The sequence below is a fragment of the Glycomyces luteolus genome (genome assembly GCF_027622875.1).
In the GTDB taxonomy this organism is placed as follows: Bacteria; Actinomycetota; Actinomycetes; order Mycobacteriales; family Micromonosporaceae; genus Glycomyces; species Glycomyces luteolus.
In genome coordinates, this window is sequence record NZ_JAPZVP010000011.1 from 83871 (window position 1) to 97334 (window position 13464).

A 13464-nucleotide genomic window follows, 5' to 3' on the forward strand; every position below is an offset into this window, starting at 1 on the left:
CGCCGCGCCGGGGCACACACCAAGAAGGAAACAGCACATGGAACACCGCTTCAGCGAGCACACCCGAGCATCCCTGCCCGACCGCGTCAGAGCCTGGCAGCAGGCCAAGTTCGGCATGTTCATCCACTGGGGACTCTATGCGATCCCGGCGCGCGGCGAATGGGTCCAGTTCGCCGAGGGCCTCCCGGCCGAGGAGTACGGGCAGTACGCCCCGCAGTTCGACCCGAGCGGCTTCGACGCCGCCGAATGGGTCGCGCTGGCCAAGGCCGCCGGCCAGAAGTACCTGGTCTTCACCGCCAAGCACCATGACGGCTTCTGCATGTGGAATACCGCGCTCACCGACTACAACATAGTCAAGGCCTCGCCGTTCGGCCGCGACCCGATCGCCGAACTGGCCGCCGAATGCGAACGCCAAGGGCTCACCTTCGGCGTCTACTACTCCGTCAAGGACTGGCACCACCAGGACTACCCCACCCGGTACACCTACCGGACAAAGCGGCACCCGGACGGCTTCCACGGCCGCCCGAAAACCGACGCCGACTTCATGAAGTACATGGACTACATGGAAGGCCAGCTCCGGGAACTGATGACCGGGTACGGGCGAATCGGGACGCTTTGGTTTGACTGGTACGGCGACGCGTTCGAACGCGAGGACGAGCGCGAGCGCGCCCGGCAGATCATCGACATGGTCCATGACCTGCAGCCCGACTGCGTCGTCAACGACCGCCTCGGCGGCGTCGGCGCGGACTTCACGACCGCCGAGCAGACGATCCCCGGCAGCGCCGGGGACCGGCCGTGGGAAGCATGCATGACCGTCGCCGGCAGCTGGGGATACTCGGCGAACGACACGGTCAAGGACGGCCCCACGCTGATCCGCGACCTGGTCGACATCGCGGGCAAGGGCGGCAACTACCTGCTCAACGTCGGTCCGAACGAGCAGGGCCGCATCGGTGAGGCCGAAGCGGCGTCCCTGCGCGAAGTCGGACGCTGGCTGGAGGCCAACGGCGAGTCGGTGCACGGAACCGCGGCCGGCCCGTCGATGCGCTGGGAGCCGAACCTAGCCGCGGCCACCCGCCGCCCCGGGAAGGAGTACCTGCACCTCGACTCGTGGCCCGAGGACGGCCGGATCTTCTACAACCAGGCCCTCCGCACCGTGACCGGCGCATACCTGCTCGCCGACCCCGAGTGCACGCCGCTCCCGGTCGACGTGCACCACCGGAGCGTGATGATCCGCCTCCCGGCCGAGGCCCCCGCGTCGGTCGGCAACGTCATCGTGCTTTCCTACGAGGAGCACTGACCCGATCACGTCGGCTGGAGCGGGGGTCGGGTCGCAGGCAGGCGCGAACGCCTAGGTCGGCGGCTTGGGCGGTACGCCGGGAACGGCTGAGCGCCGCGCCTGTCCGGGCGGCGTTTTCTGGCCGTCTGTCCGGATCGCGTTCCCCCTCGGCCGCTGCGGTGTGCGCGGTCACATTAACGTTGCGGCGATCTTGACCTGCCCGAAAGGATGAGTTGAACCCGGTACCACCGTATAACCGGGGTCTGCGATAACACGGATGAACGGTGAGGAAGCGGATGGCGAACGCTTCACCATAACTTCCTGGCGAAGATCTCAAGGAAAACCAGTCCATCCTGAATCGCTTGCGGATTCGGAGCCGCCTGGAAATGACGAACGTCGCCCCTCGTAGCTCCACCCTTACGTTTGGTCAGTGCGAAACCGCCAGACGAATGAAGGCGTGACTGGCCTGGACCAGAGCGCCGCCCCTTCCATCCGCAAGCGAACCGACTCACAAATCAGCGTGCTGCTCGAGCAGCTCCGGAGCTGGACAGTCCGGGTAGGACTGGCCGTAGCGGCCGTCGCCGGGCTCCTCTGGGACAGCGCGAGTCCTGTTGTGGCGACGCTCGCTGGACGACTCCGCAACGCCGCGGCTCCCGCCATCGAGCGAATCAAACGATCGATCGCCTGGTCGGCCGAGCGCGTCCAACCATGGATCGCCCTGCTGAAGGACGTCGCGATCGTCGTCGACGAGTCGGCGAAGCCGGTGGTCTCCAAGGTCGCCGACCCCGTGAGGCGCCTGGTCGCCAAGGTCATCGATCGATTCGGTCTGCGGGCGACCGTCATGGGCGCGGCCACCGCGATCTTCCTCGGTTCCACCGGCAGCGCCGCGGTCGCCATTACCAGCCTGGACACCGAACCCACCATGGGGTCACAGAGCGCCGTCGTCGCAGCCGATGCCGCACTCTCCGAGGAGGCCGCATCGGCGGCCGCCACGCAGATCGCAAATGACCAGCGTGAGGCGGCTGCGGCAGCGGCTGCAGCGGCTGCGGCGGCTGAGGCGGCTGCGAAGGCCAAAGCCCAGGAAGCAGCCGAGCCCAAGCCGGTCGGCGGGCTCAGCAAGCTTCAGATGTCCAACGCCATCGCCATCATCGAGGCCGGCAAGGACGAAGGCCTCAACCAGAAGGCCTGGGCGATCGCCTTGGCGACGGCGATGCAGGAATCCAAGTTCAGGAACTACGCGAATGTGAACGTCGCGGAGTCCTATGACTACGAGTACCAGGCCGAAGGCTCTGACCACGACTCGGTCGGCCTCTTCCAGCAGCGCCCCTCCTCGGGCTGGGGCAGCGTCAAGGAACTCATGGACCCGAAGACCTCGGCTTCCAAGTTCTACGACTCGCTCAAGAGGGTCGACAACTGGGAGGACATGCCCGTCACCAAGGCCGCTCAGACCGTCCAGGTCTCGGCGTTCCCGGACGCCTACGCCCAGTGGGAAGACCTGGCCTGGGACATCATCGCCGCTTACAAGGGCGAGTAAAGGGCCGAGGGCTACTCCAAGCGCTTCTCGTCGAAACCAGTCGGGCGTTCCTGAAACGCCGTGAGCACAGGCGAATGACGGGATCGAAGGGCCGCAGACCATGAGATGGTCTGCGGCCCTTCGGCTATGCAGCGGCGGGCGTGCGCTTGATGCGGCGCGGTAGCTGGGCGCTCAGGGCGACCACGATCATGGACGGACAACGAGGTCGTCCACAGCGATGACGATCCGGGCCCGGCCATGGACCGCTTCTACACAGCCGACATCGTCCAATACGCCGACGGCGTCCGCCTCGCGCTCGGAGACTAGACCAAAGTGGAGGAGTAGTAGGTGTAGACCTCCACGTCCCAGGAATTCAGCAGCGCCATCTCGATGACGGCGCCCTCGACCTTTTCGCTTTCGATGACGACGCATCGGTTGGCGGTGAAGGTTTCGCCGGGCGCGACTTCGTCGACGTCGAGGACGTCATTGGGGACGAGGCCGCAGTCGCTTTGGTAGGTCCAAGATCCGTTGCGGAGGCCGACCAGGAGGTCTGTGGGCGCGGCGGCGGCGTCGGCCTTGTTCGTGCCGGTCAGCGTGATCATGAGGTACTGGGAGCCCTCGGCGGGGGCCGCGTTGGTGGCGTCGGCTTTCAAGATCGTCTCGGTCGCGTCGACTTCCACGGCGGTGACGGCGATGTCCCACGTGTCGACCTTGCCGGGCGTGCACATGTCGAGCGGGGCGTCGATGCTCTGGCCGGCTTGGGGATCGGCGTCGGCGGGCGCGTAGTCGCATTCGATGACCACTGGGGCGGCCTCGGCCTTCGCCTCGGCGGTGGCCTCGGCGTCGGGGTGTTCACTGGAATCGGCGGCGGTGCACGCGGTGAGGCCGGTGAGTCCCACGAGACCGATCCCGGCGACGGTGAGGAGTCTCTTGGCGGCCAGTGCGGTGATGAACGGGTCCACGATCGGCCTTTCGGGCGGAGGCGGGTGTGACGCCTGTGAATCTACTTGACTAGTGCCACGCCCCGATTCCAAGCGGCGACGGCCGGGGTCGGTGCCGAACTACGCGGCCGACGAGTCGGGTTGCAGCGGAGGGGAGATTCGTACCAGCCGCCCGTCCCTTGGACCGCGCAGTAAGCAAAGTGGACACATCCACCGTTTCCGTTCCGGTGACGGCAACTCGGGCATCTGCCTCTGATAGCCTCACGGAACACCCGGCAGGAGGTTCCCCATGCCATCTGCAGACACCTCCGTTTCCCCCTGATTCCAAGGTGCACAAGGCAGGCGATGAACTTGAGGATCCCTTACCGCACCATCGTCGTCGGTGCTGCGGCATTTACCCTCGGGATGGTGTGGCAGGCCCAGCGGCGGCGGGGGGCGGAGGTTTCCGAGCTCACCGAGCGGGTCGCGCGGTACCAGGAGGCCCAAGAGGCCTCTCACCGAGAGCTCGAGTCGATGCCCAGGTCGACCAAGCGGCTGATCCGCGAGTGGTCTCGCGTCGTCTACGCGGAGTTCGAGGACCTCATGGCCCTGTACCGGGACATCGGCCCGGAGCAGGCGCTGCCCCCGATGCACGGGTGGGCGGCCGGGCCGGACCTGGCCAGGTTCCTCTACCGGGAGGTAGTCGAGCACGGCCGGACCTCGGTGCTCGAATGCGGTTCGGGAAGCACCACGGTGATCCTCGCGTACGCGTGCCGCGCGATCGGGGCGGGACGCGTCGTCGCGCTCGAGCATGACGCCCGGTTCGCCGCCGCCACAAGGAAGATGCTCGACGAGCGCGGGCTCTCGAAGTGGGCCGAAGTCCGGGACGCCCCGCTGACCGAAGTGCGAATCGGCGATGCGACATGGCGTTGGTACGACCCGGCGGGCCTGGTCGATGGCCCGTTCGACCTGGTGCTTGTGGACGGACCTCCCGGCAGCACCGGGCCCGAGGCCCGCTACCCGGCGGTGCCGATGCTCCTCGACCGTCTCGCGGACGACGCATTGGTCGTGCTCGACGACGCCAGGCGAGCCGACGAGCGAGCCATCGGTGAACGCTGGGTCGCCGAATTCGACGGGTTCTCCCTCGAATGGCTCGCCCACGACCACGGCACCCTGCTGCTGCGTCGGGGCGCCGACGCGGGCACGGAGGGGCAAGGCGCTCAGTCCTGACGAGTGCGTCTGGGCATGGAGGACTGTCCTGTCGGCAGTGCCGCGCAGGTACGGGTCGAGTACGGGTTTCAGCGTCATTCTCGTGCAACCGGGGGCTTCTAGGGTCGAATGCAGGTCGGAACTCCTCCCTTGAGGAGGCCGGCCGCACTCCCGAAATCAGACCAGAGAAGCGGAGACCCCCATGGCCTCGCAACCCGAACAACCGAACCTCTCCCGACGCCGCCTGCTCCGGGCAGCGGCCATCGTTCCCGCGGTGGCGATCCCGACGCTCGCCGTCGCAAGCCCAGCCCACGCCGGCTACCTGGGGAACATCTCGCGCTCGAACGTGATGACCCGAGCCCGCGACTGGTACGACCGAAACATCCAGTACAGCTACGACTACCGCGCCAGGGCCACTGACAACGACGGGGACCACGAGTACCGCCGCGACTGCTCCGGGTTCGTGTCAATGGCCTGGCACAGCGCGACGCCCGGGCACAGCACCCGCGACCTCACCGCCATCTCGCACCCGATCTACTGGAGCAGCCTCAAGCCGGGAGACGCCCTCAACCACTACGACGACCACTGCATGCTGTTCCACAAGTGGATCGAGGAAGGCGTTTCGTTCAAGGTCTACCACCTGGTCGACCCGGATCATGACATGGAGTACGACACGAAGTACGTGTCCAGCCTGAAGGACGCCGGCTACAGCCCTCTCCGCTACGACAAGATCTTCGACTGAGCCACAGCGGTCAGCCGGTGCATCGAGCACGGTGCACCGGCTCACTGGCTCTGGCGCGAATGCTCCGTCTCGACCCGTGCGGCCATGGGTTCCGCACCGGCGGCCCGGTACAACGTGACGGCCGCGGCGGCGAGCCGTGCGGCCGCCGCCGGGTCTTCGGTTGCGACACAGCGGGCCTGCGTCGACAGCGCGTCGGCCTCAAGGACAACGTATCCGCGTCGGCGTGCCTCTTCCAGGGCGCGTTCCACATGTCGCCGCGCACCGGCGTTGCCGCCCAGCGCCAGCAGCGCATTCGCCGTGCCGATGGTCGCGCGCGTGGTGAGGAACGGGAACTCCTCGGCGAGTGCGAGCACCCGCTGGAACGCTTCCTGTGCCGAGGGAACGTCACCGGCGCCCAGTTTTGCTTCGCCGAATGCGATCAACAGCGCCGCCTGCGCGCGCTGGTCCCGGGCGATCACCGCGAGGTCGTACCCTTGCTCCGCGGCGCTCACCGCTGCGGCGCTGTGGCCGCGTTGCGCGTGCAGCAGGCTCAGTTCCTCCAGCGCGGCCAGCTCACCGTTGATATTGGAGGTTCGCCGGTGCCCGTCCAACGCGGCGCGCAAGTGCTCCTCGGCAGCCGACTCGTGCCCGAGTTGGCGGAGCACCATGCCGAGGTTCGAGCGGTTGGCCAGGAGGGATTTCTGCCGCCCCGTCTTCTGGTTGATGCGCAAGGCGGCGCCGAAGTACTCCGCCGCCTCCGCGAGTCGGCCCTGGTCGAAGCAGACATAGCCCAGGCCGTTGAGCGTCACCGCGCGTACATGCCCCAGTTCGTCGTCGCTGAGTTCGAGCGCGAGGTGGAAGGATCGCTCCGCCTCGGCCAGTCGGCCCTGTTCGGCCAGCACCCAGCCGATGTTGTGCCGCAGGTAGGCCGCCGCCTGCCGCCATCACCGCCAGCCAGGCAGTAGCCCGACACAACGCTGCCGGACCCGTAGGTCCGGCAGCGTATGCGGTCACAGTCCCTTGACCTGCAAGGGGAACTTGACGATCGAGGCCTTGTACCCCAGAGGCAGCCCTGACGCCGTGAGCTCAATGCGCTCGTTGAGCTTGTACTGCGCACGGTCGTCGGGGAATCCCGACGGCTTCCCCGACAATTCGACCGGGACGGTCGCGGCGAGCGCCAGGGGCTCGTCGATGCCAGCGGGCAGGCCGAGCGCCTGCGTGTTCGCGATCGTGATGATGCACGGCAGCGCGAGCGTGTGCTGGAATCTGGGCGAATCCGCCGAAACGCGGCGCAGCCTCGAGGCGACGTGCCGGATCCCGGTGCGCTGCTCGAGGTCGACGGTTACCGTGATGCCTTCGCGAAGACTCGTAGTGGCGAGGTGGAACGCCTTGATCCTGGTTCGCACCGCGGACGGGTCGGTCTGGTTCGCCTCGATCTCGAACGCGGCCCGTCCCTGGAGCGGTCCGGTCCGGATCTTCCGGCCCGCCACGACCAGCTCGATGCCCTTCGAGAGCAGCTCGGCCTCGGTGGTCGCGCCCGGTGCCGGAAGCTTGGGAATGACCCGCTCGGTGCGGTTGGCCGCCACGGCGACCCCCGCGACCGCCAGGCCCACGGCCGTACCGGCGGCCACGCCGGTCGTCACTCGTCGCAGCGTTTTCGCCCGCCGCTTCTTTCGCGTGTTGATCATGGTCATCGCTTTCTGTGCCTCCTCTGGAGTCGGAAAATGACTCCCTGAGGCTAAGTCGTGGATGCGGAAATCTCACCTAAATGCGTGAAATTCGCTGGTTCACCTGGGCCCCTACGCGGCGAATTGCGGGACTTGAACCCCCTGCCGCTCGCCGCCAGCGTCGCGAAATCCGCATCGCCCGAGCGCTTTACTCATCAGGGTCCACCTGGGACACCGGGCATTGCGCGGCCTTTCCGATCCGTTGCGCCGCAAGACGCCTCGGCGCGATGCGCCCTCGACATTCCAAGGACGACCGGGATTGGAACAGCCAGGTCCCCGTGCCAATCCGCCCGAGGCCGGGCGACGGACGCGGCCGAGCCGCCCGACCGTACGACTGGCCGCATGCGCCGTGCTGGGCGCCGCAGTCCTCGTGCACGGGTCGGCGGGCAGCTGGAAGTACTTCGGCTTCGTCCTGCCGCAGGCGTGGAGCGTCTTCGCGCTCGCCGTGGCACTCGTCGCGGGCCGCCGGATTCCGCGGACGGCGATGCGGTGGCTGCGATGGTCGACGCTACCGGGGATGATCCTCCAGCAGCTGGCGTACATGGCCGATCACCAGCGCGGGGACCTGCTGGTCCTCATCGCCGGGCCATCGGCCTGGAACTGGCCGAGAACACCCCCCGCACGGCTGCGCGGAACCTGGGCTTAGGAACCGGCTGGGGTGGCGCTCAATCGGAACCTTCGCCCATGCCCCGGGCACTCCCCGCCGCCATGAAGTGGTATCGCCGCGCCAACTTGAAACCGGCGGACTCGGCCGTCCGGTACGACCCTGGATTGTCATCGTTGCAGTGCCAGCCGACCTCGGTCAGCCCACGGTCGAACGCGAGGGCGACCGCGGCCGCGGCGACCTGGACGGCCAGACCGCGGCGGCGATGTCCGGGGGCGGTGTGGATGCCGATCTCGGCGCGTTCGGCGACGATGCAGTCGGCCAGACTCCAACTGACGACGGCCTCGCCGTGCACCGCCGCCGCCCCGAAACCACGGGCGAGAAACGCGTCTGCCCCTCCCCAGTTGCCCTCGATCCATTCCCATACATGGTCGGGAACCTGCTGGTGCTCCAAGAGCGCGGCGTCGATCGGCGCGATCCGGTAGCCGGGCGGCAGGTTCGGCTCCAGCTCGGGCCGCTCGCCGCGATACAGGTAGTGCCTCCGTGTCACCTTGAACAGGAACAGATCGGGCACGATCGCCGCCGCGACTGACTGCCAGCCCTCATGGTCGAAGGACAGCACCAGGTCGCCGTCGCGTTCGGCATCGAAGACCGCAGCCAGGTGCGCACAAAGGTCGGTGACGAAGCGGTCGTTGGTCGGGTCGCCGCCGACGAAATTGCCCTCCGGGGAATGCACGAAGACCGCGCTGGGCCGTGCGGGGTCGTCGACGAACACCGCCCCCGGCATCGCACCGGCCAGGACCGCCCCCGCGCTCAGCTGGTAATCGAGTCCGGTCAGCAGATCCGCAGCCCTGCCATACGTGGACGGAGCGAGTCGAGTGAGCAATATGCCTCCTGATGCCGCTACCCGCACCGGGAACACGCCTTCCGCGACCCTGGCTGCGGCAGCCGACAGGAAGCTAGCACCGCATCGAACCGCAGAACAAGCGAAATAGTCCTAGCGCGCTCTCGGCTGTCCCGGCGCCATGACGGCGCTGGCGCCCGGGCTCAGCTCCAAGACGCCACCGCCGCTTGCCAGTGGTCGGGAAGCTCGTCGAGGCCGGGCATCGCCGGGTCAAGCGTGAAGCAGACCGTCGCGGTGTCGTCGTAGGTCAGCAGCACCACCGCCACCGGGACGCCGAGCGGCGCCCACATCACCGGCGAGACACGAGTGACGCGTGCGCCCTGGAAGCCGAGTCGCCGCGGCAGCGCCAGGCTGGAGGCGAGCGTCGCCGCGTGGGCGGGTCTTGACACCTGTCTGCGCCCCTTGGCCATCACGGCGGTCGGGGTCAGGGCCGTGATGCGGCGCATGGCTTCGCGCAGGCGCGCCGACTTCAGCACGCCGGTCGCGCCCGGCGTCAGGGCGAGCCGCTCCTCGGCGCCGCCCCGCCCGCCGGGGACGACGATGGAGGCTAGGACGACCCGGTTGCCAGGTGCGTCCTCTTCGCCGGGGCGGCGCAGGTTCACCGGGACCAGGAACGGCACCGCAGCCGGGGCCGAGGGCAGCTGCCGTGCGGCCTCCGTCAGTGCGTGGGCGAGTGCGGCGAGGTAGACGTCGTTCACGCTGGCGCCGCGGGCGCGCGCGACGCGGCGGAGCCGGTCGACCGGCACCTCGCACCAGCGCGGCATCCGCTCTCCGGAGAACCCGGCCGGATACGACGCCCAGGTCCCAGCCCGCCGCATCCCGCCCAGGAACGCGCCCGCGGCGGTGACCATGTCCCGCAACGAGACCCGTGGCACCTCGGCGATCACCGGGCGCTCCGCGGACGAGGGAGCCTCGGCACCGTCCGCGAACAGCGCCTCCAACGTGTGGACGACACCGCCGCCGTCTTGCAGCGAGTGGTGGACCCGGTAGAGCAGCGCGAACCCGTCCTCGGTGTGGCCGTGCAGCAGATGGAGCTGCCACGCGGGGGCGTGCTCGGGCAGCGGTGCGCGGATGAGGTCGCCCACCGCCGCCTCGAGTGATGCCGGTGCGGGCGCGATACGCCGCTCGACCACGTGCGGCTCCAGGTCGAGATCGGCCGCGATGCGCCAGCGCTTCCCGGCCGGAAGGCTCCGCAGCGCCGGGACCATCGGCAGCCGCTCCCTGACGTGGGCGGCGATCCGCTCCAGGCTCGGTGGCGCGCCCGCACAGTGCAGCACCACGCCCACATGCGGCCGCGTCGCCGGCGAGACCGCCGGGGTGGACCACAGTGCCCGGTCCATCGACCTCCGCGGCGCCGAGGCCCGCCTACCGGACCCGCGGGCCGCCGCCGTTCCAGTCTCGTTCACCACCGGATGATAAGCGGCGACAAAGCGCCTACTCGGCACCAAAGGCTGCACCGCGCCGCGTCGGTTGCGAGGCCTGACCTGCTAGGCGAGTCGGGCGCACCGGGTGCTCGCGCCCTGCCGGGGGACCTTTGCAGCGGTTCAGGCGACGGGCAGGCCGGCGAGCCCGGCGATGAGCCCGAGGGCGGCGCAGACGCCGAGGACCCGCAGGACCGACCAGCGCAGGGCGAAGACCAGCACGAGGGCGACCGCGGTGATCGCGACGGCGACCGGCCGCACTGTGGCCAGTTCCGGGACGGCGAAGTGGAACGGGCCGGAGTCGACGGCGCGGCTCTGGGCGAACAGGGTGTTGACGGCGAAGTAGAGCGCGAGGTTGGCGATGACGCCGACGACCGCGGCGGTGATGCCGGTGAGGGCGGCCGAGAGCCGCTGGTTGTTGCGGAGCCGCTCGATGTAGGGGGCGCCGAGGAAGATGAACAGGAAGCAGGGCACGAACGTCACCCAGGTGGTGAGGAGCGCGCCGAGGACGCCTGCGGCCCATGGGTTCATGTCGCCGGGGTTGTTGTAGGCGCCGAGGAAGGCCACGAACTGGACGACCATGATGAGCGGCCCGGGTGTGGTCTCGGCCAGCGCCAGGCCTTTGACCATGTCGCCGGCGGAGAGCCAGGCGTAGTGCTCGACGGCTCGCTGGGCGACGTAGGCGAGGACGGCGTAGGCGCCGCCGAAGGTGACCACCGCGGTGCCGGAGAAGAACAGTCCTTGGGCGGTGAGCACCGAGTCGGTGCCGGTCAGCAGGACGACGGCGAGGACCGGTGCGGCCCAGAGGATGAGGCCGATGACGATGACTCGGGTGGCGCGTTTCGCGCTCGGGGGCTCGTGGTGGAGGGCGTCGTCGGCGATCAGCGGTGCCGGACCGTCGTCGGTCGTGCCGTGCCCGCTGTTCTTCAGGATCCCGGGGTTCCAGTGCCCGATGGCCCATCCGGCGATCGCGGCTGCGGCGATGACGATCGGGAACGCGATGCCGAACAGCGCCAGGGCGGCGAAGGCCGCGACGGCGAGTGCGATCAGGATCGGGTGGGAGAGGGCGCGCCTGCCGACGCGGTGGACCGCCTGCGCGACGATCGCGACCACTGCGGGGGCGAGGCCGGCGAACAGGGCGGTCACGACCGTGGTGTCGCCGAAGGCGACATAGACGATCGAGAGGGCCAGGAGCGCGAGCATGCCGGGGAGGACGAACAGGATGCCCGCGGCGAGGCCGCCCCTGACGCCGTTGAGGAGCCAGCCGACGTAGATCGCGAGTTGCTGGGCTTCGGGTCCGGGCAGGAGCATGCAGTAGTTGAGGGCGTGGAGGAACCGCTGCTGGCCGATCCAGCGGCGTTCGTCGACGAGGGTGCGCTGCATGACCGCGATCTGCCCGGCAGGCCCGCCGAAGGTCTGGAGCGAGATGAGGGACCAGGCTTTCAGTGCGGTCCGGAAGGGGACCACGTCGCCGCGGATCGCTTGCGGCGGCGCGCCGGGAGTCGGTCGAGCCTCGTCGGGTTGTGCACTCACTGCGTGGGTGATCCTTTGCGTCTCAGGCGGGTTCGCGGCCGAGAAGGGCGGCGCGGCGGTAGTACTCGTAGAGGCCGTCGAACAGCGGCCGGGTGTGCGCGATGGTCTGCTCGTCGTCGCACACCATCGACATTGCGCGCAGTGCGATGTCGATGCCGTGGGCTTCGGGCACGTCGAAGCGCTCGTCGTCGAGGTCGGCCTCGTGGACGGTCTCGGCGATGCGCCACAGCACCGGGTCGGTGATCTCGTAGCGGCGCAGGATCGTCTCGAAGGAGCAGTCGCCGCCCTGGTGGCCGAGGTCGACGCCGCGCATGTCGAACGCCGTCGCGTCGGCGGGGACGTGGGCGGGGTCGGCGACGAACACGAACTCGGCGTCGGGGTCGATGGCGCGCTTGATGAGCCAGACGCACGCAGCCCGGTCGATGTGGAGGTTCGCCCGCGTCGCCCACCTCATGCGCGGGCCTCTTCGGAGGTGCCGCTCAGGGCCGCGACCGCGCGGCGGGCCTGCTCCCGCTCGGGCGGCGGGAAGTAGTCGCGCCGCCCGATGCGCTGCAGTTCGGACCGCAGGCGCCGCACCGCGGCGGCGCGTTCGCCTTCCGGCAGCCCGGCGGCGGCAGCGGCGGTTTCGAGGACGGCTCGGTACTCGGCGGCCCGGGCCTCGGCCATCGCGGCGGCGAGCTCGCGTTCCTGCGCGAGTGCGGCGGGACGGGCGATCCAGATCCCCGCCGTACCGCCGCCGTCCTGGACTTCGTCGGCCATCCACTCCAGGTGCTCGCGCGTCCGGGCGTCTGCGGGGAGCGCGACCAGACCGTCCGAGATCTGCGCGACCCCGAGCCGTTTCAACTTGCGCCACACCGCGATCCGAGGACTCGAGGGTTCGCGCGGCAACCGGTACGAGAGCAGCACCCAGTCACCGGGTCGCATCGCCTCATTCATGCAACCATGGTTACATCAAGCCGGGATCATGCGCAGCCTGATCCCGTCCAGTGGGATTCGCGGGGTGTTCGTACCCCGCTGTCCAGGCCCGCAACGGCGTCGACCGTGGCGCGGATGGCCTGGGCGAACGAGGCGACGTTGCCCGCGTCGGCAGGTCGCCGAAGCTGTTGGGCGGGGATTGCGACCAGCGCCACCGCTCAGTCCGACCGCACCGGGTGCTCGCTCATGACCGAGACCCGGTTGAGCGCGTTGATAGCGATCGCCAACCAGATCACCGCGGAGATCTGGTGCTCGGTCAAGGCGCCGCGAGCGGCCTCGTAGGCGTCGTCGCGCGCCTTGGCGTCGGCGAGATCCGTCGTGGCCTCGGCCAGTGCGAGCGCGGCCCGCTCCGCAGGCGAGAACACCTCGGTGCCGCGCCAAGCCGCCAGCACCGCCAGCCGCTGGGCGGACTCGCCGGCTTTCAGCGCGGCCTTCGTATGGCGGTCGAGGCAGTAAGCGCAGCGGTTGACCTGCGAGATGCGGAGTTCGACCAGTTCCACCAGGATCCGGTCGAGCCCGGCCTCGGACGCGGCTTTGCGGGCCGCGCGCGAGGTCTCCCGCATCGCCTGGAACACCTCCGGGGTCTGCTTGTCGATGTAGATCTTCGGAACTGCGGACCCGTGCGTGCTCACGTCTGATCCTCCTCCTCGCGGCGCCTTCT

At 69.1% G+C, this 13464-nt stretch carries 14 protein-coding genes; 5 read left to right on the top strand and 9 right to left on the bottom strand.

Annotation, left to right across the window (positions count from 1 at the left end; genetic code table 11):
- The first annotated feature begins 37 nt into the window (after nucleotides 1–37).
- On the top strand, nucleotides 38–1297 hold the full coding sequence (locus tag O1R50_RS15085) for an alpha-L-fucosidase (protein WP_270110914.1): 1260 nt from the start codon (nucleotides 38–40) through the stop codon (nucleotides 1295–1297).
- Nucleotides 1298–1733: 436 nt separating this feature from the next.
- Nucleotides 1734–2810, top strand: a complete 1077-nt coding sequence (locus tag O1R50_RS15090; RefSeq protein ID WP_270110915.1) for a hypothetical protein — start codon at nucleotides 1734–1736, stop codon at nucleotides 2808–2810.
- A gap of 302 nt (nucleotides 2811–3112) precedes the next feature.
- Here the strand turns inward: O1R50_RS15090 and O1R50_RS15095 are convergent, their stop codons facing one another.
- The gene (locus O1R50_RS15095) at nucleotides 3113–3751 is read right to left on the bottom strand and encodes a hypothetical protein (protein WP_270110916.1); all 639 of its coding nucleotides are present in this window, start codon (nucleotides 3749–3751) and stop codon (nucleotides 3113–3115) included.
- Between the two features lie 324 nt (nucleotides 3752–4075).
- On the opposite strand from O1R50_RS15095, the gene O1R50_RS15100 reads away from it, so the two are divergent.
- Nucleotides 4076–4939 carry an O-methyltransferase gene (locus tag O1R50_RS15100; protein WP_270110917.1) on the top strand — a complete coding sequence of 288 codons (864 nt, stop codon included), beginning with the start codon at nucleotides 4076–4078 and terminating at the stop codon, nucleotides 4937–4939.
- 181 nt (nucleotides 4940–5120) lie between these two features.
- Nucleotides 5121–5660 carry a hypothetical protein gene (locus O1R50_RS15105; RefSeq protein ID WP_270110918.1) on the top strand — a complete coding sequence of 180 codons (540 nt, stop codon included), beginning with the start codon at nucleotides 5121–5123 and terminating at the stop codon, nucleotides 5658–5660.
- Between the two features lie 41 nt (nucleotides 5661–5701).
- Here O1R50_RS15105 and O1R50_RS15110 read toward each other — a convergent pair whose 3' ends face one another.
- Together O1R50_RS15110 and O1R50_RS15115 are read right to left on the bottom strand one after the other, a co-directional pair.
- Nucleotides 5702–6562: a tetratricopeptide repeat protein gene (locus O1R50_RS15110; RefSeq protein WP_333490266.1), complete on the bottom strand. Its 861-nt coding sequence runs from the start codon at nucleotides 6560–6562 to the stop codon at nucleotides 5702–5704.
- A gap of 87 nt (nucleotides 6563–6649) precedes the next feature.
- Complete coding sequence (locus O1R50_RS15115; RefSeq protein ID WP_270110919.1) at nucleotides 6650–7333, bottom strand: hypothetical protein; 684 nt, start codon at nucleotides 7331–7333, stop codon at nucleotides 6650–6652.
- Nucleotides 7334–7715: 382 nt separating this feature from the next.
- Between O1R50_RS15115 and O1R50_RS15120 the strand changes: the two genes are divergently transcribed.
- Nucleotides 7716–8012: a hypothetical protein gene (locus tag O1R50_RS15120; protein ID WP_270110920.1), complete on the top strand. Its 297-nt coding sequence runs from the start codon at nucleotides 7716–7718 to the stop codon at nucleotides 8010–8012.
- 19 nt (nucleotides 8013–8031) lie between these two features.
- On the opposite strand, the gene O1R50_RS15125 is transcribed toward O1R50_RS15120, so the two are convergent.
- From O1R50_RS15125 to O1R50_RS15150, 6 genes are all read right to left on the bottom strand, one after another.
- Nucleotides 8032–8856: a GNAT family N-acetyltransferase gene (locus O1R50_RS15125; protein WP_270110921.1), complete on the bottom strand. Its 825-nt coding sequence runs from the start codon at nucleotides 8854–8856 to the stop codon at nucleotides 8032–8034.
- A gap of 161 nt (nucleotides 8857–9017) precedes the next feature.
- Nucleotides 9018–10214: a wax ester/triacylglycerol synthase domain-containing protein gene (locus O1R50_RS15130; protein WP_270110922.1), complete on the bottom strand. Its 1197-nt coding sequence runs from the start codon at nucleotides 10212–10214 to the stop codon at nucleotides 9018–9020.
- Nucleotides 10215–10418: 204 nt separating this feature from the next.
- Complete coding sequence (gene chrA / locus O1R50_RS15135; protein ID WP_270110923.1) at nucleotides 10419–11828, bottom strand: chromate efflux transporter; 1410 nt, start codon at nucleotides 11826–11828, stop codon at nucleotides 10419–10421.
- Between the two features lie 22 nt (nucleotides 11829–11850).
- Nucleotides 11851–12282 (bottom strand): chromate resistance protein ChrB domain-containing protein, encoded by a 432-nt coding sequence (locus tag O1R50_RS15140; protein WP_270110925.1) that lies wholly within the window; start codon nucleotides 12280–12282, stop codon nucleotides 11851–11853.
- Nucleotides 12279–12764, bottom strand: coding sequence for a Chromate resistance protein ChrB (locus O1R50_RS15145; RefSeq protein ID WP_270110926.1), 486 nt, complete (start codon nucleotides 12762–12764; stop codon nucleotides 12279–12281). Before O1R50_RS15145 ends, O1R50_RS15140 begins: the two co-directional genes overlap by 4 nt.
- 197 nt (nucleotides 12765–12961) lie before the next feature.
- Nucleotides 12962–13435 carry a carboxymuconolactone decarboxylase family protein gene (locus O1R50_RS15150; RefSeq protein ID WP_270110927.1) on the bottom strand — a complete coding sequence of 158 codons (474 nt, stop codon included), beginning with the start codon at nucleotides 13433–13435 and terminating at the stop codon, nucleotides 12962–12964.
- Nucleotides 13436–13464: the final 29 nt, after the last annotated feature.

Excerpts from the sequence above, each read along its gene's own strand:
- O1R50_RS15085 (WP_270110914.1), top strand. The coding sequence starts at position 38 with ATGGAACACCGCTTCAGCGAGCACACCCGAGCATCCCTGCCCGACCGC.
- O1R50_RS15145 (WP_270110926.1), bottom strand. The coding sequence starts at position 12,764 with ATGAATGAGGCGATGCGACCCGGTGACTGGGTGCTGCTCTCGTACCGG.
- O1R50_RS15130 (WP_270110922.1), bottom strand. The coding sequence starts at position 10,214 with ATGGACCGGGCACTGTGGTCCACCCCGGCGGTCTCGCCGGCGACGCGG.
- O1R50_RS15105 (WP_270110918.1), top strand. The coding sequence starts at position 5,121 with ATGGCCTCGCAACCCGAACAACCGAACCTCTCCCGACGCCGCCTGCTC.
- O1R50_RS15115 (WP_270110919.1), bottom strand. The coding sequence starts at position 7,333 with ATGACCATGATCAACACGCGAAAGAAGCGGCGGGCGAAAACGCTGCGA.
- O1R50_RS15140 (WP_270110925.1), bottom strand. The coding sequence starts at position 12,282 with ATGAGGTGGGCGACGCGGGCGAACCTCCACATCGACCGGGCTGCGTGC.
- O1R50_RS15100 (WP_270110917.1), top strand. The coding sequence starts at position 4,076 with ATGAACTTGAGGATCCCTTACCGCACCATCGTCGTCGGTGCTGCGGCA.